General features: G+C 71.3%; 23 protein-coding genes. 14 read left to right on the top strand and 9 right to left on the bottom strand.

Going from position 1 to position 25,883, the window contains the following annotated elements; translation table 11 throughout:
- The first annotated feature begins 42 nt into the window (after window positions 1-42).
- Entirely contained in the window at window positions 43-708 is a 666-nt protein-coding gene (locus tag M8J73_RS22730; RefSeq protein WP_055539937.1) for a FadR/GntR family transcriptional regulator, read from the top strand.
- Window positions 709-771: 63 nt separating this feature from the next.
- Here M8J73_RS22730 and M8J73_RS22725 read toward each other — a convergent pair whose 3' ends face one another.
- From M8J73_RS22725 to fabG, 3 genes are all read right to left on the bottom strand, one after another.
- Window positions 772-1,155 carry a hypothetical protein gene (locus M8J73_RS22725; RefSeq protein ID WP_055539938.1) on the bottom strand — a complete coding sequence of 128 codons (384 nt, stop codon included), beginning with the start codon at window positions 1,153-1,155 and terminating at the stop codon, window positions 772-774.
- 160 nt (window positions 1,156-1,315) lie between these two features.
- Window positions 1,316-2,083, bottom strand: a complete 768-nt coding sequence (gene fabI / locus M8J73_RS22720) for an enoyl-ACP reductase FabI (RefSeq protein WP_055539939.1) — start codon at window positions 2,081-2,083, stop codon at window positions 1,316-1,318.
- 5 nt (window positions 2,084-2,088) lie between these two features.
- The gene (fabG, locus tag M8J73_RS22715; protein ID WP_055539940.1) at window positions 2,089-2,808 is read right to left on the bottom strand and encodes a 3-oxoacyl-[acyl-carrier-protein] reductase; all 720 of its coding nucleotides are present in this window, start codon (window positions 2,806-2,808) and stop codon (window positions 2,089-2,091) included.
- 240 nt (window positions 2,809-3,048) lie between these two features.
- Between fabG and M8J73_RS22710 the strand changes: the two genes are divergently transcribed.
- The 3 genes from M8J73_RS22710 to tyrS all read left to right on the top strand — a co-directional run bounded on the left by M8J73_RS22710 (window position 3,049) and on the right by tyrS (window position 7,317).
- Window positions 3,049-4,572 carry a TldD/PmbA family protein gene (locus M8J73_RS22710; RefSeq protein WP_055539941.1) on the top strand — a complete coding sequence of 508 codons (1,524 nt, stop codon included), beginning with the start codon at window positions 3,049-3,051 and terminating at the stop codon, window positions 4,570-4,572.
- The gene (locus M8J73_RS22705; protein ID WP_055539942.1) at window positions 4,569-5,972 is read left to right on the top strand and encodes a TldD/PmbA family protein; all 1,404 of its coding nucleotides are present in this window, start codon (window positions 4,569-4,571) and stop codon (window positions 5,970-5,972) included. Before M8J73_RS22710 ends, M8J73_RS22705 begins: the two co-directional genes overlap by 4 nt.
- Before the next feature lie 76 nt (window positions 5,973-6,048).
- Window positions 6,049-7,317: a tyrosine--tRNA ligase gene (gene tyrS, locus M8J73_RS22700; protein ID WP_055539943.1), complete on the top strand. Its 1,269-nt coding sequence runs from the start codon at window positions 6,049-6,051 to the stop codon at window positions 7,315-7,317.
- A 98-nt stretch (window positions 7,318-7,415) separates the two neighbouring features.
- Here the strand turns inward: tyrS and M8J73_RS22695 are convergent, their stop codons facing one another.
- A complete protein-coding gene (locus tag M8J73_RS22695; protein ID WP_055539944.1) occupies window positions 7,416-7,694 on the bottom strand; it encodes a GlsB/YeaQ/YmgE family stress response membrane protein in 279 nt (92 codons plus the stop codon).
- Window positions 7,695-7,941: 247 nt separating this feature from the next.
- Here M8J73_RS22695 and M8J73_RS22690 point away from each other — a divergent pair, with 247 nt between their 5' ends.
- Entirely contained in the window at window positions 7,942-8,328 is a 387-nt protein-coding gene (locus M8J73_RS22690; protein ID WP_055539945.1) for a DUF3099 domain-containing protein, read from the top strand.
- A gap of 208 nt (window positions 8,329-8,536) precedes the next feature.
- Window positions 8,537-8,785, top strand: coding sequence for a hypothetical protein (locus M8J73_RS22685; RefSeq protein ID WP_055539946.1), 249 nt, complete (start codon window positions 8,537-8,539; stop codon window positions 8,783-8,785).
- A 46-nt stretch (window positions 8,786-8,831) separates the two neighbouring features.
- Here the strand turns inward: M8J73_RS22685 and moaA are convergent, their stop codons facing one another.
- The 3 genes from moaA to M8J73_RS22670 form a co-directional block, all read right to left on the bottom strand.
- Complete coding sequence (moaA, locus tag M8J73_RS22680) at window positions 8,832-9,821, bottom strand: GTP 3',8-cyclase MoaA (RefSeq protein ID WP_055539947.1); 990 nt, start codon at window positions 9,819-9,821, stop codon at window positions 8,832-8,834.
- A gap of 192 nt (window positions 9,822-10,013) precedes the next feature.
- On the bottom strand, window positions 10,014-11,639 hold the full coding sequence (locus M8J73_RS22675) for a monocarboxylic acid transporter (protein ID WP_055539948.1): 1,626 nt from the start codon (window positions 11,637-11,639) through the stop codon (window positions 10,014-10,016).
- Complete coding sequence (locus M8J73_RS22670) at window positions 11,636-11,992, bottom strand: DUF485 domain-containing protein (RefSeq protein WP_055539949.1); 357 nt, start codon at window positions 11,990-11,992, stop codon at window positions 11,636-11,638. The genes M8J73_RS22675 and M8J73_RS22670 overlap by 4 nt, the downstream gene beginning before the upstream one ends.
- Window positions 11,993-12,380: 388 nt before the next feature.
- Between M8J73_RS22670 and M8J73_RS22665 the strand changes: the two genes are divergently transcribed.
- From M8J73_RS22665 to M8J73_RS22650, 4 genes are all read left to right on the top strand, one after another.
- Window positions 12,381-13,916: a S8 family serine peptidase gene (locus M8J73_RS22665; protein ID WP_055539950.1), complete on the top strand. Its 1,536-nt coding sequence runs from the start codon at window positions 12,381-12,383 to the stop codon at window positions 13,914-13,916.
- A gap of 88 nt (window positions 13,917-14,004) precedes the next feature.
- Window positions 14,005-15,522, top strand: a complete 1,518-nt coding sequence (locus M8J73_RS22660; RefSeq protein ID WP_055539951.1) for a S8 family peptidase — start codon at window positions 14,005-14,007, stop codon at window positions 15,520-15,522.
- Window positions 15,523-15,701: 179 nt separating this feature from the next.
- Entirely contained in the window at window positions 15,702-17,186 is a 1,485-nt protein-coding gene (locus M8J73_RS22655; RefSeq protein ID WP_249828990.1) for a CoA transferase, read from the top strand.
- Between the two features lie 217 nt (window positions 17,187-17,403).
- Window positions 17,404-18,477 carry a CopD family protein gene (locus M8J73_RS22650; protein WP_372503996.1) on the top strand — a complete coding sequence of 358 codons (1,074 nt, stop codon included), beginning with the start codon at window positions 17,404-17,406 and terminating at the stop codon, window positions 18,475-18,477.
- Window positions 18,478-18,590: 113 nt separating this feature from the next.
- Here the strand turns inward: M8J73_RS22650 and M8J73_RS22645 are convergent, their stop codons facing one another.
- Entirely contained in the window at window positions 18,591-19,325 is a 735-nt protein-coding gene (locus tag M8J73_RS22645) for a lysoplasmalogenase (protein ID WP_055542719.1), read from the bottom strand.
- A complete protein-coding gene (locus M8J73_RS22640; protein WP_055542720.1) occupies window positions 19,322-20,290 on the bottom strand; it encodes a sterol desaturase family protein in 969 nt (322 codons plus the stop codon). Before M8J73_RS22640 ends, M8J73_RS22645 begins: the two co-directional genes overlap by 4 nt.
- Before the next feature lie 187 nt (window positions 20,291-20,477).
- Here M8J73_RS22640 and M8J73_RS22635 point away from each other — a divergent pair, with 187 nt between their 5' ends.
- The 4 genes from M8J73_RS22635 (at window position 20,478) to M8J73_RS22620 (ending at window position 25,822) form a co-directional block, all read left to right on the top strand.
- Window positions 20,478-23,558, top strand: coding sequence for an NACHT domain-containing protein (locus M8J73_RS22635; protein ID WP_249828989.1), 3,081 nt, complete (start codon window positions 20,478-20,480; stop codon window positions 23,556-23,558).
- Between the two features lie 35 nt (window positions 23,559-23,593).
- Complete coding sequence (locus M8J73_RS22630) at window positions 23,594-24,586, top strand: DEDDh family exonuclease (RefSeq protein WP_055542432.1); 993 nt, start codon at window positions 23,594-23,596, stop codon at window positions 24,584-24,586.
- Between the two features lie 80 nt (window positions 24,587-24,666).
- A complete protein-coding gene (locus M8J73_RS22625; RefSeq protein ID WP_079049939.1) occupies window positions 24,667-24,900 on the top strand; it encodes a metallothionein in 234 nt (77 codons plus the stop codon).
- 106 nt (window positions 24,901-25,006) lie between these two features.
- Complete coding sequence (locus M8J73_RS22620) at window positions 25,007-25,822, top strand: SURF1 family cytochrome oxidase biogenesis protein (RefSeq protein ID WP_249828988.1); 816 nt, start codon at window positions 25,007-25,009, stop codon at window positions 25,820-25,822.
- The last annotated feature ends 61 nt before the right edge of the window (window positions 25,823-25,883 follow it).

The following is a 25,883-nucleotide window of genomic DNA, read 5'->3' as shown; positions in this document are numbered from 1 at the left end:
GGGCGGCCACGCCCTTCGTCCCGGACTGTGCGAAGGTGTGCCATGCCCTTGAGTCATCCCCGCCGTTCGGCGCTGTCCGAGCAGGTCATCGCGGCGCTGCGGAACCAGATCACCTCGGGCGAGTGGCCGGTCGGCTCCCGCATCCCGACCGAGCCCGAGCTGGTCGAGCAGCTGGGCGTCGCCCGGAACACGGTCCGCGAGGCCGTCCGCGCCCTCGCGCACAACGGTCTGCTGGACATCCGCCAGGGCTCAGGCACCTTCGTCGTCGCGACGAGCGAGCTGGCGGGGGTCATGCACCGCCGCTTCGCGGACGCCGACCCCCGGCACATCGCCGAGCTGCGCTCCGCCCTCGAGTCGAGCGCCGCGAAGCTGGCCGCCGAGCGGCGCACCGAGAAGGACCTGAAGCAGCTGGACGCGCTCCTCGCCCGGCGTGAGGAGGCATGGGCCTCCGGCGACACGGAGACCTTCGTGTCGGCCGACGCGACCTTCCACCTGGCGGTCGTGGCCGCGTCCCACAACGACGTCGTCACGGCCGTCTACGCGGACCTGGGCGAGGTCCTGCGGGACTGGCTGCGCGACGACGTCGGCACGAAGCTGACGCCGGAGGCGTACCTGGACCACGCCCGGCTCGTGGACGCGATCCGCGCGGGCGACGCGGAGTCCGCTGCGGCGGAGGCGGCCGGCTATCCGTTCCACTGCCGCCCCTGAGCGACAGTCGTCCGGCCTGTCGCCCCTGAGGGGCAGTCGTCCGGCCTGCCCGCCCCTGGGGGGTCAGTCGTCCGGCCGCTGGTGGCTGAACCACACGGCGCGGACCTCCTTCCAGCAGCGCCCGGTGAACCGCACCGTCTGCGCGGGGCCCGTCTCGACGGGGGCGCCGTCGCTGTCGATGTCCCACCAGCGCGCGCACTCGATGTGCAGGCGGACCCGGTCGGGGTCCGGATAGGGGTTGAAGCAGTACCCCACCACCCGGGAGCCGACGACCGTGTAATTGCAGGCCGCCCCGAAGGGGTCGGGACGGTCGGCCGTCACACGCGCGTGCCGTGGTCCGGTCAGGTTCCGGGTCTCCACGCGCGCGTTCGGGATCGCTTCGTACGGAAGGGACAGTACGAGAGCCAGGGCGACGGCCACGGGGGCGAAGCTGCGGGACAGACGCACAAGGGAGACCTCCTCGGCCGAGCGGCTGAGCGGTGTACGTCCAGCGTGCGCGGCACCCGGCCGGTACGGCCCGTCGGATGGGCCGAACGGGGGATGCGCGAAGGGCCCGTGTCCCGGTGGACACGGGCCCCTCGACCCGACCGTCAGGCCGCGGGTGGCGTCACGCGCCGATCGCGTGCAGCCCGCCGTCGACGTGGATGATCTCGCCGGTGGTCTTCGGGAACCAGTCGCTGAGCAGGGCGACGACACCGCGGCCGGCCGGCTCCGGGTCCTTGAGGTCCCACTCCAGGGGCGACCGGTGGTCCCACACGGCGGCCAGCTCGCCGAAGCCCGGGATGGACTTGGCGGCCATGGAGGCGAGGGGGCCGGCGGAGACCAGGTTGCAGCGGATGTTCTGCTTGCCCAAGTCGCGCGCGACGTAGCGGCTTGTGGCCTCCAGGGCGGCCTTGGCCGGGCCCATCCAGTCGTACTGCGGCCAGGCGAACTTCGCGTCGAAGGTGAGGCCGACGACCGAGCCGCCGTTCTGCATCAGCGGCAGACAGGCCATGGTCAGCGACTTCAGGGAGTACGCCGAGACGTGCATGGCGGTCGCGACGGACTCGAACGGCGTGTTGAGGAAGTTGCCGCCGAGCGCGTCCTGCGGGGCGAAGCCGATGGAGTGCACGACGCCGTCGAGGCCGCCGAGCTCCTCACCGACGACGTCGGCCAGGCGCCCGAGGTGCTCCTCGTTGGTGACGTCGAGCTCGATGACCTTGGTGGGCTTCGGGAGCTTCTTGGCGATGCGCTCGGTCAGCGTGGGCCGGGGGAAGGCGGTGAGAATGATCTCCGCGCCCTGCTCCTGGGCCAGCTTGGCGGTGTGGAAGGCGATGGAGGACTCCATCAGCACACCGGTGATCAGGACGCGCTTGCCCTCGAGGATTCCGCTCATGGTGATCAGTGACCCATTCCCAGTCCGCCGTCTACGGGGATGACGGCTCCAGTGATGTAAGAGGCGTCGTCCGAGGCGAGGAACCGCACCGTCGCGGCGATCTCCTCGGGCTGCGCGTACCGGCCGAGCGGCACCTGCGAGACGATGCCCTCGCGCTGCTCATCCGTGAGGACCTTGGTCATGTCCGTCTCGACGAAACCGGGCGCGACGACGTTGAAGGTGAGGTTGCGCGAGCCCAGTTCACGGGCGAGGGACCGCGCGAAACCGACCAGGGCGGCCTTGGAGGCGGCGTAGTTGGCCTGGCCGGGCGAGCCGTAGAGGCCCACGACCGACGAGATCAGCACGACGCGGCCCTTCTTGGCGCGCAGCATGCCGCGGTTGGCGCGCTTGACGACACGGAAGGTGCCGGTGAGGTTGGTGTCGATGACCGAGGTGAAGTCCTCCTCGGACATCCGCATCAGGAGCTGGTCCTTGGTGACGCCGGCGTTGGCGACGAGGACCTGGACCGGACCGTGCTCGGCCTCGATCTCCTTGTAGGCCTGCTCCACCTGCTCGGAGTCGGTGATGTCGCATTTGACCGCGAGGCAGCCCAACTCCGCGAGGGCGGCCGGCGGCTCGCCCGAGCGGTATGTGTAGGCGACCTTGTCGCCGTTCTCGGCGAACGCGCGGGCGATGGCGAGGCCGATGCCCCGGTTGCCTCCGGTGACGAGAACCGAGCGGCTCAACGGATCACCCTTTCCATAGCGGTCTGCACACCTGCCCGATTGCCTGGACGGCAGGCGCCTTCCTCGAAAACCTATCGGTCGGGCCCGTCGCGCGGGCATTCGGGCACTGACAGTGGCGTGGGGGACTCACTGTGGGGTCCCTACAGAAAGCCGTCGTGGTCGGCACGGAAAGATGTGGTCCGGGTGCCCGCGGGCGCGACATGATCGGATCCGACAGGCCACGACAGCAGGGAGACCTCGGTGCCTCATTCCATCGACGAAGCCTTCACGGCACTGCCGCTGAGGGCCCTGGCCGACGCCGCGCTCGCACGCGCGCGTGCGCTCGGAGCCCAGCACGCGGACTTCCGGTTCGAGCGGGTGCGCAGCGCCTCCTGGCGGCTGCGGGACGCCAAGCCCGCCGGTTCGTCGGACACGACCGACCTCGGGTACGCGGTGCGCGTGGTGCACGGCGGGACCTGGGGGTTCGCCTCCGGGGTGGATCTGACGATGGACGCCGCAGCGAAGGTCGCCTCGCAGGCGGTGGCGATGGCGAAGCTGTCGGCGCAGGTCATCGAGGCGGCCGGGTCGGACGAGCGGGTCGAGCTGGCGGACGAGCCCGTGCACGCGGAGAAGACGTGGATCTCCTCCTACGAGATCGACCCGTTCACCGTCCCCGACGAGGAGAAGACCGCCCTGCTCACGGACTGGAGCGCGCGGCTGCTGGCGGCCCCCGGGGTCAACCACGTCGACGCCTCGCTGCTCACGGTGCACGAGAACAAGTTCTACGCGGACACCGCGGGCACCGTGACCACGCAGCAGCGCGTCCGGCTGCATCCGTCGCTGACCGCCGTGTCCGTCGACGAGTCCAGCGGTGAGTTCGACTCGATGCGGACCCTGGCGCCACCGGTCGGCCGGGGCTGGGAGTATCTGACGGGCACCGGCTGGGACTGGGACGACGAGCTGGCGCGGATCCCCGAGCTGCTCGCGGAGAAGATGCGGGCCCCGAGCGTCGAGGCGGGCCTCTACGACCTCGTCGTCGACCCGTCGAACCTCTGGTTGACCATCCATGAGTCCATCGGCCACGCCACCGAACTGGACCGCGCGCTCGGCTACGAGGCCGCCTACGCCGGCACGTCCTTCGCCACCTTCGACAAGCTCGGCAAGCTCCGGTACGGCTCCGAGCTGATGAACGTCACCGGCGACCGCACCGCCGAGCACGGCCTCGCGACCGTCGGGTACGACGACGAGGGCGTCGCGGGCCAGTCCTGGGACCTCGTGAAGGACGGCACCCTCGTCGGCTACCAACTGGACCGCCGTATCGCCCGGCTGACGAAGCTCGGCCGCTCCAACGGCTGCGCGTACGCCGACTCCCCCCGGCACGTGCCCGTGCAGCGCATGGCCAATGTGTCCCTCCAGCCGGATCCGGCCGGGCTGTCCACTGAGGATCTGATCGGCGGAGTCGACCGCGGCATCTACGTCGTCGGGGACCGGTCGTGGTCCATCGACATGCAGCGGTACAACTTCCAGTTCACCGGTCAACGGTTCTTCAGGATCGAGAACGGGCGGATCACCGGGCAGCTGCGGGACGTCGCCTACCAGGCCACGACGACCGACTTCTGGGGTTCCATGGCGGCCGTGGGCGGGCCCCAGACGTATGTCCTCGGCGGTGCGTTCAACTGCGGCAAGGCCCAGCCGGGCCAGGTCGCCGCGGTCTCGCACGGCTGCCCCTCCGCCCTGTTCAAGGGCGTCAACATTCTGAACACCACGCAGGAGGCAGGTCGATGAGCGCGCCCGTCAACAAGGCACACAAGCCGCACGAGATCGTCGAGCGTGCTCTCGAACTGTCCCGGGCCGACGGGTGCGTGGTCATCGCCGACGAGCACTCTTCGGCCAACCTGCGCTGGGCGGGCAACGCGCTGACCACGAACGGGGTCACCAGGGGGCGGTCGGTGACCGTCATCGCCATGGTCGACGGCAAGGAGGGCACCGCCTCCGGTGTCGTGTCCCGCTCGGCCGTCACCGCCGAGGAACTGGAGCCGCTGGTACGGGCCGCCGAGGAGGCCGCGCGGGGGGCCGGGCCCGCCGAGGACGCCCAGCCGCTGGTCACGGGCGTGCAGCCGTCCCCCGACTTCACGGAGCCGCCCGCGGAGACCTCCTCCGCCGTGTTCGCCGACTTCGCCCCGGCGCTCGGCGAGTCCTTCGCACGCGCGCGTGCGGGCGGACGCGAGCTGTACGGCTTCGCCAACCACGAGCTGGTCACCAGCTATCTGGGCACCTCGACGGGGCTGCGCCTGCGGCACGACCAGCCGAACGGCACGCTGGAGCTGAACGCCAAGTCCCCGGACCGTACGCGCTCGGCGTGGGCGGGCCGCTCCACGCGGGACTTCAAGGACGTCGACCCGGCGGCCCTGGACGCGGAGCTGGCCGTGCGGCTCGGGTGGGCCGAGCGGCGGATCGAGCTGCCCGCCGGACGGTACGAGACGCTGCTGCCGCCGACAGCGGTGGCCGACCTGCTGATCTACCAGATGTGGTCGGCGTCGGCGCGGGACGCCGCCGAGGGCCGGACCGTGTTCAGCAAGCCCGGTGGCGGCACCCGGATCGGCGAGCGGCTCACCGACCTGCCGCTGTCGCTGCGCAGCGACCCGTTCGAGCCGGGGCTGGAGTCGGCGCCCTTCGTGCTCGCCCACTCCTCGGGCGGCGACAGCTCGGTGTTCGACAACGGGCTGCCGCTGAAGGCGACCGACTGGATCCGCGAGGGCGAGATCGCGCATCTGCCCACCACCCGGCACAGCGCGGGCCTGACCGGTCTGCCGGTGGTGCCCGCCATCTCCAACCTCATCCTCGACGGCGGCGAGGACCGCTCCCTGGAGGAGATGGTCGCGAACACCGAACGCGGGCTGCTGCTGACCTGCCTGTGGTACATCCGCGAGGTCGACCCGGCGACGCTGCTGCTGACCGGGCTGACCCGCGACGGCGTCTACCTCGTGGAGAACGGCGAGGTGACGGGCGAGGTCAACAACTTCCGGTTCAACGAGTCGCCGGTGGACCTGCTCGGGCGGGCCACCGAGGCGGGGCGCACGGAGAAGACCCTGCCGAGGGAGTGGAGCGACTACTTCACCAGGGCGGCCACTCCCGCGCTGCGGGTGCCGGATTTCAATATGAGCTCTGTCAGCCAGGGCGTATAACCTCGTAGTCGTTCGTGGTCGGCCGCCCCTCGGCCGCCGGCCACCATCCGAAGATCATCGAGGAGACACGAGAACCGTGACGGACATCGTCGACGAGCTGAAGTGGCGGGGGCTGTTCTCCCTGTCCACCGACGAGGACGCTTTGCGCAAGGCTCTCGCGGACGGTCCCGTCACGTTCTATTGCGGTTTCGACCCGACCGCGCCGTCCCTGCATGTGGGGCACCTGGTGCAGGTGCTCACCGTGCGCCGGCTCCAGCAGGCCGGCCACCGGCCGCTGGCGCTGGTGGGCGGTGCGACGGGTCTGATCGGCGACCCCCGCCCCACGGCGGAGCGCACGCTCAACGACCCGGAGACGGTGGCCGGCTGGGTCGGCAGGCTGCGCGCCCAGATCGAGCCGTTCCTGTCCTTCGAGGGTGAGAACGCGGCCGTCATGGTCAACAACCTCGACTGGACCGAGGGTCTGTCCGCGATCGAGTTCCTGCGGGACATCGGCAAGCACTTCCGCGTCAACAAGATGCTGACGAAGGACTCGGTGGCCCGCCGCCTGGAGTCCGACCAGGGCATCAGCTACACCGAGTTCAGCTACCAGATCCTCCAGGGCATGGACTTCCTCCAGCTCTACCGGAGGTACGGCTGCACGCTCCAGCAGGGCGGCAGCGACCAGTGGGGCAACCTCACCGCCGGCCTGGACCTGATCCACCGGTTGGAGCCGGGCGCCGAGGTGCACGCGCTGGCGACGCCGCTGATGACCAAGGCGGACGGCACCAAGTTCGGCAAGACCGAGGGCGGCGCCATCTGGCTCGACCCGGAGATGACGACGCCGTACGCGTTCTACCAGTTCTGGCTGAACGTGGACGACCGGGACATCACCCGGTACATGCGCATCCTGTCCTTCAAGTCCCGTGCGGAGCTGGAGGAGCTGGAGCGGCAGACGGAGGAGCGGCCGCAGGCCCGTGCCGCGCAGCGCGCGCTGGCCGAGGAGCTGACGACGCTGGTGCACGGGGCCGACCAGACGGCCGCGGTGATCGCCGCGTCGAAGGCGCTGTTCGGCCAGGGTGAGCTGGCGGAGCTGGACGAGCGGACGCTGGCCGCGGCCCTGTCCGAGGTGCCGCACGCCAAGGTGGCCGAGCTGGCGCCGGTCGTGGACCTCTTCGCCGAGGTCGGGCTGGTGCCCAGCAAGTCCGCGGGGCGGCGCACGGTGAAGGAGGGCGGGGCGTACGTGAACAACGTGAAGGTCACCGCCGAGGACGCCGTGCCGGCGGCGGAGGACCTCATCCACGGGCGGTGGCTGGTGCTGCGGCGCGGGAAGAAGAACCTGGCCGCCGTCGAGGTGACCGGGGCCTAGAGCTGGGAGGCGTGGGGGCGGAGCGACCGCGGGGTCGCTCCGCCCCCACGCACCTCTTGCGCGGCAGACCGGCCTCGGCTTCGCGCGGCGGGCGTCCCTCAGGCTCGGTGTTTCCGCTTGCCGACCGTCGACATGTAGAGGCTGTCGCCCAGGTACACGATGGCCACTGCGGCGATCACCTGGAAGATGTGGCGGCTCCAGTCGATGCCCTTGGTCTCCTCGACGCCGAAGCCCCGCGCGATCGCGTTGCCGACGACAGCGCCCAGCATGCCGAAGATCGTCGTCAGCCAGAGCGGGCTGTGCTGCTTGCCCGGAATGATCGCCTTGGCCAGCAGGCCCAAAACGAGGCCCACGATGATCGCCCACAACCAGCCCATGGCTGCCTCCTCGTACGGCTCGACGTGAGCTGTACGGCCAGTGTCGGCCCGCCTCCTCTACGCCGCATGTCGGGCGGTGCCCTACGCGGGGCGGCGCATTTCGTCCCGTCCCGGCGGGAGGAGACCCGGTCTCCCAGGCGGCGCAGGCGCGGCGTAACGTGGACAGGGACCGGTCCGCCGTTCACCGTGCGGGACCGGCAGGGGAACGGGCCAGGGAGCGTCCGATACAGGCGGGTGGTGGAGCGCGATGCGGAAGCAGAGCAATGTCGAGGTCTTCCGGATCACCGGCGCCCGGCAGGGGCTCGCCGACGACGTCCGGGGCAGGCAGCGACGCTACGTCATCTCGATGTCGGTCCGCACGCTCTCCGTGATCGCCGCGGCGGTCCTCTGGAACGTGGAACGGCACGTCGCGGTCGTCGCACTGGTGCTCGGGTTGGTTCTGCCGTACATCGCCGTGGTGATCGCCAACGCGGGCCGCGAGAACGCGCCCTCGCTGCCGTCGACGTTCATCGCCCCGCCGGTGCGGCCGATGATCACGCCGCCCCCGGCCGAGGGGTCCGCGGAATCCTCCTCGGAAGACGACCCGGCGGACTCCGCGGGCCGTCACCGCAGTGAGCCGCGCGAGCACGCCTGAGCGCCGGGGATCCGCTCGAAGCGGAATCCCTCCGACCATGAACCTCAAGAAAAGCTCAGATCAATCATGTAGTTCCTGTGCCGGGCAGAGGGTTACCCGTGACATACTTCGTACGCGCTCCGCATCCCCCGTCGGAGCGACAGACCGACGCCGGGCAGCTCCCCCCGTGGCTGCTCGGCGTCGCCTTTTGTGCGGCTAGGGTCGACGGGTGAACATTCTCGACGTCCCCGGTTCCGAGCCCGGCTCCCCCACCTCACCCGTCTGTTCCGCGAAGGGCTGTCGTGCCGACGCGGTCTGGGTGCTCGCCTGGAACAACCCCAAGCTGCACACGCCGGAGCGGCGGAAGACCTGGCTCGCGTGCGAGGAGCACCGGGAGCATCTGTCCCAGTTCCTCGGTGTGCGCGGGTTCCTCAAGGACGTCGTCACGCTGAAGGAGTGGGAGGACCGCGCCTCGTAGGCGCGGAGCGCTCATCCTCCGATCGCGGACATCCTCCCGATCGCGCTCATCCTCCGATCGCGGACATCGGCCGATCGGGCTGGACGAAGGACGGGTCGTCCAGGCCGGCGCCCGCCTTCTTGCCCCACGTCGCCACACGCCAGATGCGGGCGATCTCCTCGTCGGGGGCGCCCGAGCGCAGGGCCGCCCTGAGGTCGGTCTCCTCGCGGGCGAACAGACAGGTGCGGACCTGGCCGTCGGCGGTGAGGCGGGTGCGGTCGCAGGCGGAACAGAACGGGCGGGTGACGGAGGCGATGACGCCCACCCGGTGCGGGCCGCCGTCGACGAGCCAGCGCTCCGCCGGGGCCGAGCCGCGCTCGTCCTGGTCCTCGGGGGTCAGGTCGAAGCGGGTGCGCAGGGAGGTGAGGATGTCGCCGGCGGTGACCATGCCGTCGCGCTTCCAGCCGTGCTGCGCGTCCAGTGGCATCTGCTCGATGAAGCGCAGCTCGTAGTCGTGCTCGACGGCCCAGGCGAGGAGGTCCGGGGCCTCGTCGTCGTTGAGGCCGGGCATCAGGACCGAGTTGACCTTGACGGGGGTCAGACCGGCCTCGCGGGCCGCTTCGAGGCCCTCCAGGACGTCCTTGTGGCGGTCCCGCCGGGTGAGGGTCTTGAAGACGTCGGCGCGCAGGGTGTCCAGGGAGACGTTCACCCGGTCCAGGCCCGCCGCCTTCAGGGCCGTCGCCGTGCGCTTCAGGCCGATGCCGTTGGTGGTGAGGGACATCTGGGGGCGGGGCTCCAGCGCCGCCACGCGCTCCACGATGCCGACCAGGCCGGGGCGCAGCAGCGGCTCACCGCCGGTGAAGCGGACCTCGGTGACGCCGAGGGTGGTGACGGCTATGTCGATGAGGCGGACGATCTCGTCGTCGGTGAGCAGATCGGGCTTGGCCAGCCACTGCAGGCCCTCCTCGGGCATGCAGTAGGTGCAGCGCAGATTGCACCGGTCTGTCAGCGAGACCCTGAGGTCGGTGGCCACTCGGCCGTAGGTGTCGATGAGCACGTGGGCCCCCTCCCGCGCCGGATCAGTCGTTCCCTGACATCTGCGAGCCTACGTGACACCGGTGACGACATCACAGGCCCGATCCCACCAGACACGGCGAGGGGCCGCCGTAGATCCTTACGACGACCCCTTCGCGACGCGGGCGTGACAGGCGCGGTGCGGCACACGCAGTGCGGCGGCTCCCGGCGGGGGCTAGTGCGCGCCGGTGCCGGTGAGGGAGCGGACCTCCAGCTCGGCGTACTTGGCCTCGTCGGGCTTCTCCTTGGACAGGACGGTGCCGAGGAAACCCATGAGGAAGCCGAACGGGATGGAGATGATGCCCGGGTTCTTCAGCGGGAACCAGTGGAAGTCGGCGTCCGGGAACATCGCCTTCGGGTCGCCGGAGACGACGGGCGAGAACAGCACCAGGCCGACGGCGACGATCAGACCGCCGTAGATCGACCACAGCGCGCCCTGGGTGGTGAACCGCTTCCAGAACAGGCTGTAGAGGATGGTCGGCAGGTTGGCGGAGGCCGCGACCGCGAAGGCGAGGGCGACCAGACCGGCCACGTTCAGGTCGCGGGCGAGGGCGCCGAGGCCGATGGAGACGATGCCGATGAAGACGGTCGCCCAGCGGGCCGCGCGGACCTCCTCGGCGCCGGACGCCTTCCCCTTGCGGATGACGTTGGCGTAGATGTCGTGTGCGAAGGAGGACGACGAGGCGAGGGTGAGGCCGGCGACCACGGCGAGGATGGTCGCGAACGCCACCGCCGAGATCGTGGCGAGCAGGATCGCGCCCCAGGCCGAGTCGACACCGCCCAGGTGCAGGGCGAGCAGCGGGGCCGCCGTGTTGCCGGACGGGTTGGAGGCGATGATCTCCTTCTGGTCGATCAGCGCGGCGGCGCCGAAGCCGAGGGCGATGGTCATCAGGTAGAAGCCGCCGATGATGCCGATGGCCCAGTTGACGGACTTACGGGCGGCCTTGGCGTTGGGCACCGTGTAGAAGCGGATCAGGATGTGCGGCAGGCCGGCGGTGCCGAGGACCAGGGCGATGCCGAGGGAGATGAAGTCCAGCTTGGAGGTGCCGGTCGCGCCGTACTGGAGGCCGGGCTCCAGGAAGGCGGCGCCCTTGCCGCTGTTCTCGGCGGCGGTGCCGAGCAGATCGGAGATGTTGAAGTTGAACTTCAGCAGCACCAGGAACGTAATGAGGAGCGTGCCGCCGATCAGCAGCACGGCCTTCACCATCTGGACCCAGGTGGTGCCCTTCATTCCGCCGATGGAGACGTAGACGATCATCAGGACGCCGACGAGGGCGACGATAAGGATCTTGCCGGCGTCGGAGGTGATGCCGAGGAGCAGGGAGACGAGGACGCCCGCGCCCGCCATCTGGGCCAGCAGATAGAAGATCGACACGACGATCGTGGACGTGCCGGCGGCGGTGCGCACGGGGCGCTGGCGCATGCGGTACGCGAGGACGTCGCCCATGGTGTAGCGGCCGGAGTTCCGCAGGGGCTCGGCGACCAGGAGCAGGGCGACCAGCCAGGCGACCAGGAAGCCGATGGAGTAGAGGAAGCCGTCGTAGCCGAAGAGGGCGATCGCGCCCGCGATGCCGAGGAACGACGCGGCGGACATGTAGTCGCCGGAGACGGCGAGGCCGTTCTGGAAGGCGCTGAACTGGCGGCCGCCCGCGTAGAAGTCGGCGGCGTCCTTGGTCTGGCGGCCGGCCCAGACGGTGATGGCGAGCGTCGCGAGGACGAACAGCCCGAACAGGGTGATGATGAGCGGCCGGTGCTCGCTGGCCTCGTTGGCCGCGAGGACTGTCTGCTGAACGGGGCTCATGCGCCGCCCTCCATCCGGGACTTGATCGCCTCGGCCTTGGGGTCGAGCTTCGCGGCGGCGTGCCGCGAGTACCACCAGGCGATGAGGAACGTGGTGACGAACTGGGCGATGCCGAGGACGAAGGCGATGTTGACATTGCCGAGGAGCTTGGTCCCCATGAAGCCGCCGGCGTAGTTGGAGAGCAGGACGTACAGCAGGTACCAGGCGATGAAGGCGACGGTCAGCGGGAAGGCGAACGACCGGTAGGAGCGGCGCAGTTCACCGAACTCGGCGCTCTCCTGGACGGTGGTGAACTCCTCGGCCGAGGGGAGATGGTGTTCTGCCTTCGCGGGGGGCGGTGCGTCGGTTGCCACGGAGTCTCCTCGCGTATCCGCCGCGGTCGCGACGGTGGATGGGGACGATTTCGCCGTCGGATCGGGGGACGGGTCGATTACGGACATCTGATCGGCTCTGTTCCTAGCGGTGATGGGGCGCACGATCGTGCTCGGGCTCCCTGCTCAACGTCACGGCGGCACGAGAGGACCGGTTCAACCGTCTGTCGTTCTTTCGAAAATCGATTCGGCGACGGATCGACACAGGCGTGTCGATAAGGGATACCCCTCTACTTCGCTCGCGGTCCCCTCAAGTCATTGCTGGCCAGGGACGGCGGGGGATAGCTTCGGTGCGCACCACCAAGTCATGTACCTGCCCAGGCACTCGTGTGCCCTGGGCCGGTTTCTTTGAGGATGATGTGGAGATCCCATGGCTCATCTGCGTTCCCGCCGGCGGCTCGCGCTCGCGGTACCGGTCGCTCTTTCGCTGACCGCTTCACTCGGTTTCCTGCCGGGTGTCGCCTCGGCGGCGCCGCTCGCCGCACCCGCCACCGCGACCGCGACCGCGGAGGGCCCGAACCTCTCGTACGTCGTGAACACCCGGACCGACAGGTACACCATCGCCTCGGTGCAGAAGGCGATCGCCGCGGCGGGCGGCAAGGTCGTCATCACGTACGACCGGATCGGTGTGATCGTCGTCCACTCGACCAACCCCGAGTTCGGCGCGACGATGCGGGCCACGCGCGGTGTGCAGTCGGCCGGTCTCACCCGCACCGCGCCGCTGGCGCCCGCGGGGACGACGGACGAGGGCGCCGTCGACGTCCTGACGGACGCGGAGGCGGCGAAGGTGAAGGCCGCCTCGGCCGACATCCCCGACGCCGAGCCCCTTGAGGCCGACCAGTGGGACCTGCGCTCGATCGGCGCCGACAAGGCCGCGAAGATCAACGACGGCAGCAAGAGGGTCACGGTCGCCGTCATCGACACCGGCGTCGACGACACCCACCCGGACCTCGCGCCGAACTTCTCCAAGTCCCAGTCGGCGAACTGCGACGGCGGTGTCGCGGACACCAGCGAGGGCGCCTGGCGGCCGTACACCGTGGACGACTACCACGGCACGCATGTCGCCGGTGAGATCGCCGCGGCCCGCAACGGCGTAGGCGTCGCCGGTGTGGCACCCGGCGTCAAGGTCTCCAGCATCAACGTGACCGACAAGAAGAGCGGTCTGTTCTACGCGGAGAGCGTCGTCTGCGCGTTCGTGTTCGCCGCCGACCACGGTGTGGAGATCACGAACAACAGCTACTACGTCGACCCGTGGCTCTACAACTGCATGGAGGACCCGGACCAGAAGGCCATCGTCGACGCGGTCAACCGGGCCCAGCTGTACGCCCAGAAGAAGGGCACGCTGAACCTGGCGTCGGCGGGCAACTCCAACCACGACCTCGCCTCCGACGCGATCGCGGACGCCACCAGCCCCAACGACACCACTCCGGTCTCGCGCACCATCGACCCGAGCGAGTGCTTCGACGTGCCCACCCAGCTGCCGGGTGTCGTCACGGTGAGCGCGACCGGCGTGAAGAACGAGAAGTCGTACTACTCGACGTACGGCAACGGCGTCGTCGACATCGCGGCGCCGGGCGGCGACCGCCGTTACCAGCTGCCGGACACCCCGTCGAAGGACGGCCGCATCCTGTCCACGCTGCCGGAGGGCAAGTACGGCTTCCTCCAGGGCACGTCGATGGCGGCGCCGCACGCCTCCGCCGTGGCCGCCCTGCTGAAGTCCACGCACCCGTGGGCGTCCCCGAAGCAGCTGCAGTGGCTGATGAAGGCCCAGGCCGACAAGCAGGCCTGCCCGACGACGTACGACCAGAACGGCGACGGCACGCCGGACGCCGTCTGCGAGGGCGGTCCCCGCGCCAACGGCTTCTACGGGCACGGCATCGTCAACGCCCTGAAGGCCGTCAAGTAACCCACCCCCGGGGCGGACCGGCACCCCGAGGGGAACGGTTTCCCGCACAGCTCGTACCGCTCATCACGCGAAACGAACTGGAGACAGCATGACAGCGCTCACTCAGCGCTCGCGTCGCCTGGCGGCCATCCCCCTGGGGATGGCCCTGGCTACGGCAGTGGTCGTCGTACCCGGTGCCACGGCCTCGGCGGCAGAGGTGACCGCCGGGGCCGCGGCCGACGCGACACAGCTCAGCTACGTGGTCAACGTCCGCCCCGGTCACGGCCCGTCCGCCAAGGTGAAGGAGGCCATCACCGAGGCGGGCGGCACGATCGTGACGTCGTACGACAGGATCGGCGTCATCGTCGTCCACTCGGCGAACGCCGACTTCGCGCCCGCGATCCGCCGGGTGCGGGGCGTGGAGTCGGCCGGTGCCACCCGCACCGCGCCGCTGCCCGCGCAGTCCACCACCGATGTCGGCACCCCCAAGGTGCTGACCTCCGAGGAGATCGCGGCCGCCGACGCCGCTGCGGGCCAGGACCCGCTGGAGTCCTTGCAGTGGGACCTGCCGGCCATCAAGGCGGACAAGGCCCACGAGGTGTCCCTGGGCAGCCCGGACGTCACGGTCGCCGTCATCGACACCGGCGTCGACGACACCCACCCGGACATCGCGCCGAACTTCGACCGCAAGGCGTCGGTCAACTGTGTCTCGGGCAAGCCCGACACGACCGACGGCGCCTGGCGGCCGGGGCCCACGGAGAGCCCCCACGGCACGCATGTGGCCGGGGAGATCGCCGCCGCCAAGAACGGCGTCGGCGTCACCGGTGTGGCACCGGGCGTGAAGGTGTCCGGCATCAAGGTGTCCACGACGGCCGGCTTCTTCTACACGGAGGCCGTGGTCTGCGGCTTCATGTGGGCCGCCGAGCACGGCGTGGACGTCACCAACAACAGCTATTACACCGACCCCTGGTACTTCAACTGCAAGAACGACCCGGACCAGAAGGCGCTCGTCGAGGCCATCACCCGGGCGTCCCGGTACGCGGAGAAGAAGGGCACGGTCAACGTCGCTGCGGCCGGCAACGAGAACTACGACCTCGCGGCCGACGAGATCACCGACCCGACGTCGCCGAACGACACGACGCCGTCGGACCGGGTGATCGACCCCTCGAAGTGCCTGGACATCCCGACCCAGCTGCCCGGTGTCGTCACGGTCGCCGCGACCGGCGCGAAGGGCGTCAAGTCGTCGTTCTCCAACCACGGTCTGGGCGTCATCGACATCGCCGCGCCCGGCGGCGACTCGACCCGTCTGCAGACCCCGGCGCCGCCCGCCACCAGCGGCCTCATCCTGGGCCCGCTGCCCGGTGGCCGGTGGGGGTACATGGCGGGCACGTCGATGGCGTCCCCGCACGTCGCGGGTGTCGCCGCCCTCATCAAGTCGACGCACCCGTACGCGCCGGCACCGCTCGTGAAGGCCCTGCTGTACGCGCAGGCCGACGCGACACCCTGCACGGACCCGTACGACCTCGACGGTGACGGCAAGGTCGACGCGGTGTGCGAGGGGCCGAAGAACTACAACGGCTTCTACGGCTTCGGCACGGCGGACGCGCTGGACGCGGTCACCAGGTAGAAGATCACCCACGAGAAGGTCAGCAAGGCGAAGCTCCCCTCCGGGGAGCGTCAGGGCCGGGCGGTGTGGTACCGCCCGGCCCTTCCGCTGCCCCGATACGCGTGTTGATCCCGTCAACACCGCACAGTGGGCCCATGACAGACATGGGTGCGGGTGTGAGCGGGGGCAGAGGTGCGGGCATGGACGTGAGCCTGGCGTCGGCGTGGGCGGCGCTGGGCGGCGAACCCGGCCTGCTGCCACGGGTGTCGACGGTCGTACGGGAGGGGGCACTGCCCGCTCGCCTCCCGGTACGGGAGCTGGCGCGGGCCTGTGTGGGCGTGTGCGCGCTGGCCGCCGCCGAGTTGGGCGCGCGGCGGGCCGGGCTCAGGGAGGTGCCCCGCGTACGGGTGGACGACGGGGCGGTGGCCACGGCCTTCGTCAGCGAGCGGCATCTGCTGATCGACGGGCGGGCGCCGGTCGCCTTCGCACCGCTGTCGCGTTTCTGGCGCACGGCGGACGGCTGGGTGCGGACGCACGCCAACTACCCGCACCACCGGGAGCGCCTGCTGTCCGCGCTGGGGCTGCCCGAGGGTGACGCGACCGCCGTCGGGGCGGCGCTCGCCGAACGGTCGTCGCTGGAGATCGAGGAGACGGTGTACGCGGCCGGGGGTCTCGCGGTCGCGCTGCGGACGCCGGAGCAGTGGGCGGCGCACGACCAGGCCGCGGCGGTGGCGGCCGGGCCGCTCGTCGAACACGACCGGGCGGACACCGCGCACGCGCGCGTGACGCCACGTTCGGACGCGCCGGAGGCCGCGGCGGTGGCTACGTCGGTGGCTGCGGTTTCGGCCTCGTCGGGTGGGGCCCCGCTGCTTCCCGCCGCCGGAGTCCGGGTTCTCGACCTGACCCGGGTGATCGCGGGCCCGGTGGCCACCCGCACGCTCGCCCTGCTGGGCGCGGACGTGCTGCGCGTCGACCCGCCGGGGACACCCGAACTCCCCGACCAGCACATCGACACCGGCTTCGGGAAGCGGTCGACGGCACTGGATCTGACCCGCGCCGCCGACCGGCGCGTCTTCGAGGAGCTGCTGTCCGGCGCGGACGTCGTCGTCACCGGGTACCGGCCGGGCGCGCTGGACCGGTTCGGCCTCTCCCCGCAGGCGCTGCTCGCCCGGCGGCCCGGCCTCGTCGTGGCGCAGCTGTCGGCGTGGGGCCCGTACGGGCCGTGGGCGGGGCGGCGGGGCTTCGACAGCCTCGTCCAGGTGGCGACCGGGATCGCCGTGGTCGAGGGGTCGGCGGAGCGGCCGGGCGCGCTGCCCGCGCAGGCCCTCGACCACGGAACGGGGTATCTGCTGGCGGCGGCCGTGCTGCGGTCGCTCACCGAGGGGGCGGCGGACGGTCACGGACGAGTCGTACGGCTGTCGTTGGCGCGGACGGCGGCGTGGCTCCTGGAGAGTGCGGCGCGGCGCGGGGAAGGGCCGCGCGGGGAGGGTCGGCGAGGAGAGGTGCTGCGCGCCGGTGTCGGTGGGGGCGAGGCGTTCGACGGGGTGGAGGTTCGGCTCGCCGAGCGGGACAGCCCCGTGGGGCGGCTGCGGTACGCGCTGCCTCCGGTGTCCTTCGAGGACGGCCCGGGTGACTGGGCTCGGCCGCCGGGGCCCTGGGGAGCGGACGAGGCCAGGTGGGGATGAGGCGCCCGGTGCGGACAGCGGTGGCGTGAGGGCACGAGAGGGCGGCGCGCGCCTGAGGCGTGCGCCGCCCTGGTGCTTCTGTGCGCGTGCGCCGTCCTGAGAGAGCGGCCGCCTCGGGTCGTACAGATGGGTGGAATGTCGAACTGCCGGAGGTTTTCCGGTACTTGCCCAGTTCTGGTGCGACCGGGGGCGACCGGGGGACTTTTCGGGGGTGAGCCTGACGAGACGGAGGGGGGAGGAGAGCGGGGCGCGGGAGACCGAGCGGCCGCCCGCCATCGGCATCGGCGCCGGGGAACGATCTTCCGGACCGCGGCCCCTGGGGTGGGTGCCGACGGGCGCCGGTCGGGCGGTCGGGCTGCTTCTGCTGGTGGCCGTGGGCGCGCTGATCCCGCTGTTCGGGCCGCGTGTCGCACTGGACGGCACCGGTGAGGCCGGGGCTCCCGGGGCGGGCGGGGTCGCTCTCCTGCGGACCGTGCTGCTGGCCGCGCTGTGCGTACCGGTGGGCGAGCTGTTCGTCGTGTGGCTGGCCCGGCGGCTGCCCGGCGGCCCCCGACAGACGTCACGCGGCTGGGCGGCGGGGGCGGCGGCCGCCGGTTGCGTGGCCGCGCTGGGGCTGGCCTCGGTGGTGGCGACCGGCAACCTCGTACCGGACTCCCCCGCCGACATCGACGTCGGCGGCCTCTACGCGACGCGGGACGGCCGGCTCGCCCTGCTGGAGGTCAACGCGTTCGCGGCGGTGGCCCTGTGCGCCCGGTCCCGTCACCCGCTCACCCAGGGGGTGCCGCTGACGGCGATCGTCGTCGCGGAGGCGTTGCGGGCGCACCCCACCGTCGAGGACGACCCGCTCGTCGGCACGGCCCTGACGTTCGTCCATCTGCTGTGCGCGGCCCTGTGGGTGGGCGGACTGCTGTCCGTCCTGCGCACCCTGGGCACGCGCGCGTGGCGCGCGACGGCGGGGGCGGGCGCGGCGCTGCTGGGCCTGTACGCGCGTGTGGCCGCCGTTCTGCTGGCCGCCGTGACCGCCACCGGGTCGTGGAGCACGCTCCGACGGATGCCGCCGGGCACGGTCCTCGACCAGCTGACGGAGACGGCGTACGGGCGGGCCCTGCTCGCCAAGGTGCTCCTCATGGCCGCCGTCGCCGCGCTCGCCCTGCGGGCCCGGCTGCGGCTGCGCCACGTGACCGACCCGCTGGACGCCTGCGCTCCCGCCCGCGCGGAACTGGTGGTCCTGGGTGTGGTCGTGGCGGTGTCCGGCCTGCTCACCGCGCTGCCGGTACCGATCCGGTGGTGAGTGCCGATGCCGGGTGACAGCGGGTGAGCACCGGCGGTGGGCGCCAACGGGCGAGTCACCGGTGGGCGAGCGGGCGGCAGCCGGTGCGTGCCAGTGGCGGGGCCTGACGTCGCTCAGGGCGTCGCCGGAACCGGCCCGCCACCGGTGGGCGCCGGCAGCGCGGCCTCCAGGGTCCGCAGGACGCCCCGGGCCAGCAGGTACTGGGCGGCGATGTAGGTCAGCATGATCCACAGGTCGGGGCGGGGGAGCTGCGGCCACTCGGCGACCCCGGTCGCGATGAGCATGTCCGACAGCACGAAGAGCGCGCCGCCGGCCCCGGCGACGGCACCAAGCCGTGCGGCGGAGCACGCCATCGCGGTCAGCAGCGCGCTGTACCCGGCGACGGGCACGCGCAGGTCCGCCGGCAGACCGGGCCACAGGCTCGCCACGGCGACGACGAGGGCGAGCGCGTACACGGCGGGCAGCCGGAGGGCACGCGCGCGTGACGCCCACTCACCCACCGCGGGTGAACCCTTGTCCGCGGCGTGGTGCGGGGCGCTCGCCTGCCGGGCCCGCTTTCCGAAGAGGACGAGGTAGCAGACGTGACCCGCCGCGAAGCAGCCCATCCCGGCGAGGAAGGCGGGCTCGGCGTCCGAGAGGAGGAGGACGTCCCCGCCCCAGCCGCACAGGAGCGCGGCGATCAGCAGCCGCGGGCCGCCGCGCGTGTGGGCGTACGCGGCGAGCAACGGCATCAGCAGCGGTTTGGCGACCATGTGCCCGGGGGTGAACCCGGCGGCGAGGGAGCCGAGGTCGACGGCGGCGGCGAGCCCGAAGGCGACGAGGAGGGTCCGTCCGCTCGGCCCTCTCACGCGGCCGTCTCCGTGACGGCCGTCTCCGTGGCCGCCGGCTTCTCCCCGACGGCCGACTTCTCCCCGACGGCCGACTTCTCCCCGACGGCAGGCTTCTCCCCGACAGCAGGCTTCTCCGCGACGGACGCGCGCCGCGCCGCCGGCCCCCAGCCGGGGCCCCGGAAGACCCGCCCGGCCCGCTCGCTCCAACTCCGCGCCGCCCTCAGGTCCTTGGCGATGGCGACGTACTCGTGGGTGGCGACCCGCAGCGGGTTGTAGGTGCCGATGTTCTTGGTCAGGCCGTAGACGGGCCGCTCGGTCTCCGCGACGAAGGAACCGAACAGCCGGTCCCAGACGATGAGGATGCCGCCGAAGTTGCGGTCGAGGTAGCCGCCCTGGGAGGCGTGGTGGACCCGGTGGTGCGAAGGCGTGTTGAACACGAACTCGAACGCCGGGTGCAGCTTGCCGATCCGCTCGGTGTGGATCCAGAACTGGTACACGAGGTTGGCCGACGAACAGAACGCGAGCGCCGCCGGGTGCACGCCCAGGGCGATGAGGGGGACGTAGAAGGGCCACACGGTCCAGGTGGTCCAGGGCTGTCGCAGCGCGGTGGTGAGGTTGAACTTGCGGCTGGAGTGGTGCACGACGTGGCAGGCCCACAGGATCCGCACGACGTGGTGGCCCCGGTGCGACCAGTAGTAGAAGAAGTCCTGCGCGAGCAGCATCAACGGGACCGTCCACCACAGCACGGGCACCCGCAGCGGGGTCAGCTCGTAGATCGCCGTGTAGAGGGCGACGATCGGGATCTTCCACAAGAAGTCGAACACGAGACTTCCCAGTCCCATGCCGACGCTCGTCGCGGCGTCCTTCGCCTCGTACCCGGCGGCATCCTCGTCCGGATGGAGCCGGTAGCTGATCACCTCAATCACGGTGAGCAGCACAAACGCGGGTATCGACCACAGCACGACATCGGGCAGGTTCGGCATGTGGGCACCGTAGAACCGCTGGTGAGCTGGGGCTAGACGTTGTTACTGACAAGTATTACCGGTGGTACGCGCTTGCTTCTTGGCGTCCTCCACCAATCCTGTGGGCAGGGTCAGGGCGGCGGCTCGCGGCGACCCCCGAAAAGGGAGCCGTCGATCATGCGTGCGGGGTGGCGACGGGGAGGGCACGATGCAGGGGATCGAGGTGGTACTGGCCCGGCTGGCGGCGACAGTGGTGTCGTCCCTGGCCAGGTCGGCCCTCGCACCGAGGCCGGGCGCGGGGCTGGTCCCCGACCCGGTCCGAGCGCTGCCGAAGCCGCCCTCCCCGGACAGGCTGGCCCGGGTGCTGGCCGACCGGCTCACCGCCGGATACGGCACCCTGCCCGAGCACGAGCGGCTCGCGGCGGTCGCGGCCGTGCAGGACACCTTCGCCGCCGCCGACGTCACCGCGGACCGGCTGTTCGCGGTCGACCTGGACCCCGAGCGCCTGCGCAGCGAGGTGCGCGCACCCGACGCGGGACTGTCCTCCCGGGCCCTCGGCCTCTACGACGAGCTGCTCGGGCTGTGCTGCGCGCACCTGGTCGAACAGCTCACCGCACAGCCGTCGTTCGCGGCCAGGGCCGCGGTGGAGCACACCCGCCGCTCGGGCCGAGCGGAGGGCCTGCTGCGCGACCTGGCCGCCGCCCGCCCCCCGGCCGTGGCCCTCGACTTCGAGCAGCGGTACGCGGACTTCGTCGCCGAGACGCAGTCCCGCCTGGAACTCTTCGGCATCACCCTCGGCGATCGCCGCCGCGCCGAGTGGCCGCTCGACACGGCGTACATCAGCCTCATGGTGAGCGGTGACCGCCCCGGCGACCCGGCCCTCGACGGCCTCGCCCCGCCCGGTGCGACGCCGGCGGCCCTCAAGGTGGAGCAGGCGCTGGCCGACTGCGAACGGCTCGTGCTGCGCGGCCCCGCCGGGTCCGGCAAGTCCACCCTCGTCCAGTGGCTCGCGCTGAACGCTGCCCGGCGCGGCTTCGGCCCGGAGCTGGCGGCGTGGAACCTGTGCGTGCCGTTCGTCCTGCGCCTGCGGTCGTTCAACACCCCCGCGGGCCTGCCGACCCCGGAGGACTTCCTGTCGGCCTCCGGGGTGCCGCTGCGCGCGCCCGACGGCTGGGTCTCGGAACTCCTCGCCTCCGGGCGGGCGTTGGTGCTGGTGGACGGCGTCGACGAAGTGCCCACCCGGTTACGCGGCCGCACCGAGAGCTGGCTGAAGGCCCTGATCGCCGCGTACCCCGAGGCGCGTTACGTGGTGACGACCCGCCCCTCCGCCGTCCCGGAGAACTGGCTGACCAGCCATGGCTTCACCGCGCATTCCCTGCTTCCGATGGAACGCGACGACATCCGGGCGTTCATCGGCCACTGGCACGACTCGGCACGCCTGGAATGTCCGTCCGGCGCCGAGCGGGAGCTGCTCGACACGTACGAGACGGGGTTGAACCAGGCCGTCACCTCCCGCCGCGACCTCGCCCGGCTCGCCACCAACCCCCTGATGTGCGCGCTGCTCTGCGCCCTGAACCGCGACCGCCGCATGCGGCTGCCCCGCGCCCGCAAGGAGCTGTACGACGCCGCGCTCGACATGCTCCTGGTCCGCCGCGACACCGAGCGCGAGATCACGTCGGTGGAGGGTGTGCAGCTGTCGCGGGACGAACAGACGGCGCTGCTCCAGCGCCTGGCGTACTGGCTCATCCGCAACGGCCAGGTCGAGGCGTCCCGCGAGGACGCCGTCGCGATGCTCGACGCCTGGCTCGACGCGATGCCGCAGGTCCGGGAACAGGGCGACGCCGAGCAGGTCTTCTCGCACCTCCTCATCCGCAGCGGGCTGCTCCGCGAGCCCGTCCCCGGCTCCGTGGACTTCGTCCACCGCACCTTCCAGGACTATCTGGGCGCCAAGGCGGCGGTCGAGGCCCGCGACTTCGGCGTCCTGGTGCGCCACGCCCACGACGACCAGTGGGACGACGTGGTGCGCATGGCCGTGGGGCACGCGCGCGTCGACGAGCGGGGGCGGCTGTTGCGGCAGCTGCTGCGCCGCGCGGACAAGGCCCGCGCCCACCGGGAGCGGCTGACCCTGCTGGCCGCGGCGAGCCTGGAACACGCGCCGGAGCTGGACCCCGGGGTGCGGAGGGAGGTGGAGGAGCGGACGGCGGAGCTGATGCCGCCGGGTTCGCCGGAACAGGCCGACGCGCTGGCGAAGGTGGGCGAACTGGTGGTGGAGCTGCTGCCCGCGCCGGAAGGGTTGAGCGCGCGGCAGGCGGGGGCCGTGGTCCGCACCGCCGGGCGGGTCGGCGGTCCGGCGGCCCTGGAGGTCATCTCACGGTTCCGGGCGGACCGGCGTACGGCGGTCTGCTCCGAGCTGGGTTCCGCGTGGTCGGCGTTCGACACGGAGGAGTACTTCGCAGCGGTCCTGGACGGTGCCGGCACCCGAATGCTGACCGTGGAGACGAGGGAGCAGATGGCCCTTCTGCGACGTCTGCCACAATTGACCACCCTGACCGTGACGGGTGACCACGGCTTTCCGGACGCCGTTCTCGACTGCTCCGGGCTGAGAAACCTACAACTCGTACGCAATGGGCAGGTTCGCGACCTCTCCCCCCTGAGCGGGCTGCCCATGTTGGACATGCTGACCCTCGACGGCTGCTCTTCCCTCACCGACCTGCACTCGCTGAGCGGGCTTCCCCTGAGCACGTTGTCCCTGTACCGGCCTCCCGGGCCGCTCTCCCTGGCCCCCTTGGCCGACCTGCCCAACCTCCGGCACCTGACCTTCGCCTTCAGGGCAGCGGAGACCACCCTCACCGACATGCCGTTCATCCGACAGCTCACCAGCATCGGGTTCTTCAATCAGGCTGCGGCCACCAGGCTGTCCGGCTTGGAGGCCATGACGTCGCTGCGCTGGCTCGCGGTCAACGAGGAGCATCAGTGGCGGGACTTCCTCGCGGCCGGGGTCTTCTCTCCCCTGGAGACACTCCAGGTCATCGATGTATCTCACATCGACCTTGCCGACACATTGCCGCATCAAGGGCTGGTCGAGATCCTGCTCAGCCATGTCGACCACGTGGACAACTTCGCGGCTCTCGCCCAACTGCCCGCCCTCGAACGACTCAAGCTGTATCGCTGCGGCCTCGTCGACCTGACGCCTCTGGCCTCCCTGGACCAACTCCGCGTCGGGCTCCTCGACTGCGCCCCACCCCTCGGCACCGACCTCTTCCCCCCGGACCGTCTCACCGTCGAGTAACGAGCTGTCAGTCGTGGCCCGTATCCTCAGGGACCATGCTTGATGACCTTTCGACCGCGGCGTCGCAGGCTCCCTGGCCGGTCGCGTATCCGCAGGGATACGCGGTTGTTGACGTGGAGACGACCGGGCTCGCCCGGGACGACCGGATAATCTCCGCGGCTGTGTACAGACTGGACGCGCGCGGCGAGGTCGAGGACCACTGGTACACGCTGGTCAACCCGGAGCGCGATCCGGGACCGGTGTGGATCCACGGACTGACGAGCGACGTGCTCGAAGGGGCGCCGCTGTTCCGGGAGATCGCCGAGGAATTGTCCTCGCGGCTCGCGGACCGCGTACTCGTCGCGCACAACGCGGTGTTCGACTGGTCGATGCTCGCGCGGGAGTACGCGCGCGCCGAGACCGAGGCTCCGGTGCGCCAGCGGCTGTGCACGATCGCGCTGTCGAAGGAGTTGGAGCTGCCGCTGCCCAACCACAAGCTGGAGTCGCTCGCGGCGCACTTCGGCGTCGTACAGCAGCGCGCCCACCACGCGCTGGACGACGCGCGGGTGCTGGCGGAGGCGTTCCGGCCCAGTCTGCACGCCGCCGCGAGCCGGGGCGTGCGGTTGCCGCTGCTGGAGTGCCGGCCCCTGACCGAGTGGTCCGCCTCCCCGACGATCGGACGGCAGGCGTCCGGCGGCTACTCCTCCGGCGGGTACCGGGCGGGCAGTTGGCGGCCCTCGCGCAAGCGGCCCCCGTGCCCGTACCCCAACCCCGGCCGGTACGAAGAGGGCAAACCTCTCAAGCAGGGCATGCGGGTCGCGTTCTCGGGGGACACCTCGGTCGAGCGGGAGCTGCTGGAGGACCGTGCGGTGGAGGCGGGTCTGCATGTGGCGACGAGCCTGTCGCGGGTGACGAGTCTGCTCGTCACCAACGACCCCGACTCGGGCACGTCCAAGACGGTCAAGGCACGGCAGTACGGGACGCCCGTGATCGACGAGGCGGCGTTCGGGCAGCTGCTGCGGGACGTGGAGCCCGCCGCCGAGGGGTGAGACGGGCGTACGGGTGATTGGCGGGCGACTCGCCCGCCGTCCGCTCGCCCGTGCCGCGTCGGCGCCGCACCCTGTGGCGCATGGCACGTTGCGAAGTCTGCGGAAACGACTACGGCATGACCTTCGAGGTGCACGCGCAGGGCGCGGTGCACGTCTTCGACTGTTTCGCCTGCGCGATCCACCGGATGGCCCCGATCTGCGAGCACTGCCGGGTGCAGATCATCGGCCAGGGCGTCGAGGTCGAGGGCCACTGGTACTGCGGCGCCCATTGCGCGCGGGCCGAGGGGAGGGTGGGGATCGTCGACAAGGTCTGAGCCGTCCCGCCGGGCGACGGCCGCCCCGACCCCCGAGGCCGTGCCCGGCCGGCCCGAGCGTGTACCCGCCCGAACACGCCCCACGACCGAGTTGTACGGTCGTGGGGTGTACCGCTTCCTGTTGTCCCGGCAGTGGGTGATCCTCACGCTGCTCGCGCTCGTCCTGATCCCGACGATGGTCAGGCTGGGCTTCTGGCAGATGCATCGGTACGAGGAGCGCTCCGCGCGGAACCAGCTCGTCGCCGACGCGCTGGCCGCGAAGCCGGTACCCGTGGAGCGGCTGACGTCCCCCGGGCACACGGTCACCAGCTCCGAGCGCTACCGGACGGTGACCGCGCGGGGCCGGTTCGACACCGACGACGAGGTCGTCGTCCGCCGCCGCACCAACGCCGACGACGAGGTCGGCTTCCACGTCCTGACGCCGTTCGTCCTCGACGACGGCAAGGTCCTGCTCGTCAACCGCGGCTGGATCCCCGCGGACGGGCCCAGCCAGACCGCGTTCCCCAAGATCCCCGCGCCTCCCGCCGGTGAGGTCACCGTCACCGGGCGGCTGATGCCCGACGAGACGACCGAGGCCAGCGGGATCAAGGACCTCAAGGGGCTGCCCGACCGGCAGATCATGCTGATCAACAGCGGGCAGGAGGCGAAGCGCCTCGGTGCCCGGGTGCTCGGCGGCTACGTCGCGCAGACGGCGCCAAAGCCGAAGGGCGACACCCCGGAACCCCTCGGCAGCCCCGGCGACGAGAACGCCGCGCTGAACTACGCGTACGCCCTCCAGTGGTGGCTCTTCGCCGCGGCCGTTCCCGTCGGCTACGTCATCCTTGCCCGCCGTGAACGCCGCGATCGTGAGGCGGCCGCGGCCACGGCCACCGCCGAGCAGGCGGACGACGAGGAGAAGCAGACGACGCCCTCTCCGGCCTAGCCGCGCCTCGCCCGGCCTCGCCTCGCCGCTCCACTCGGTTAGGCAAGGGGGGCGCGCGGGT

Source organism: Streptomyces neyagawaensis, assembly GCF_023516595.1.
Taxonomy (GTDB): Bacteria; Actinomycetota; Actinomycetes; order Streptomycetales; family Streptomycetaceae; genus Streptomyces; species Streptomyces neyagawaensis.
Note: the sequence above shows the minus strand (reverse complement) of the source record. Positions and strands in the feature narration are given on the sequence as shown.

Bases quoted from the DNA above. Each gene is read 5' to 3' on its own strand.
- M8J73_RS22730 (WP_055539937.1), top strand. From the start codon at position 43: ATGCCCTTGAGTCATCCCCGCCGTTCGGCGCTGTCCGAGCAGGTCATC.
- M8J73_RS22665 (WP_055539950.1), top strand. From the start codon at position 12,381: ATGGCTCATCTGCGTTCCCGCCGGCGGCTCGCGCTCGCGGTACCGGTC.
- M8J73_RS22630 (WP_055542432.1), top strand. From the start codon at position 23,594: ATGCTTGATGACCTTTCGACCGCGGCGTCGCAGGCTCCCTGGCCGGTC.
- M8J73_RS22705 (WP_055539942.1), top strand. From the start codon at position 4,569: ATGAGCGCGCCCGTCAACAAGGCACACAAGCCGCACGAGATCGTCGAG.
- M8J73_RS22690 (WP_055539945.1), top strand. From the start codon at position 7,942: ATGCGGAAGCAGAGCAATGTCGAGGTCTTCCGGATCACCGGCGCCCGG.
- M8J73_RS22655 (WP_249828990.1), top strand. From the start codon at position 15,702: ATGGACGTGAGCCTGGCGTCGGCGTGGGCGGCGCTGGGCGGCGAACCC.
- M8J73_RS22640 (WP_055542720.1), bottom strand. From the start codon at position 20,290: ATGCCGAACCTGCCCGATGTCGTGCTGTGGTCGATACCCGCGTTTGTG.
- M8J73_RS22625 (WP_079049939.1), top strand. From the start codon at position 24,667: ATGGCACGTTGCGAAGTCTGCGGAAACGACTACGGCATGACCTTCGAG.
- M8J73_RS22660 (WP_055539951.1), top strand. From the start codon at position 14,005: ATGACAGCGCTCACTCAGCGCTCGCGTCGCCTGGCGGCCATCCCCCTG.
- M8J73_RS22675 (WP_055539948.1), bottom strand. From the start codon at position 11,639: ATGAGCCCCGTTCAGCAGACAGTCCTCGCGGCCAACGAGGCCAGCGAG.
- M8J73_RS22635 (WP_249828989.1), top strand. From the start codon at position 20,478: ATGCAGGGGATCGAGGTGGTACTGGCCCGGCTGGCGGCGACAGTGGTG.
- fabI (WP_055539939.1), bottom strand. From the start codon at position 2,083: ATGAGCGGAATCCTCGAGGGCAAGCGCGTCCTGATCACCGGTGTGCTG.
- M8J73_RS22695 (WP_055539944.1), bottom strand. From the start codon at position 7,694: ATGGGCTGGTTGTGGGCGATCATCGTGGGCCTCGTTTTGGGCCTGCTG.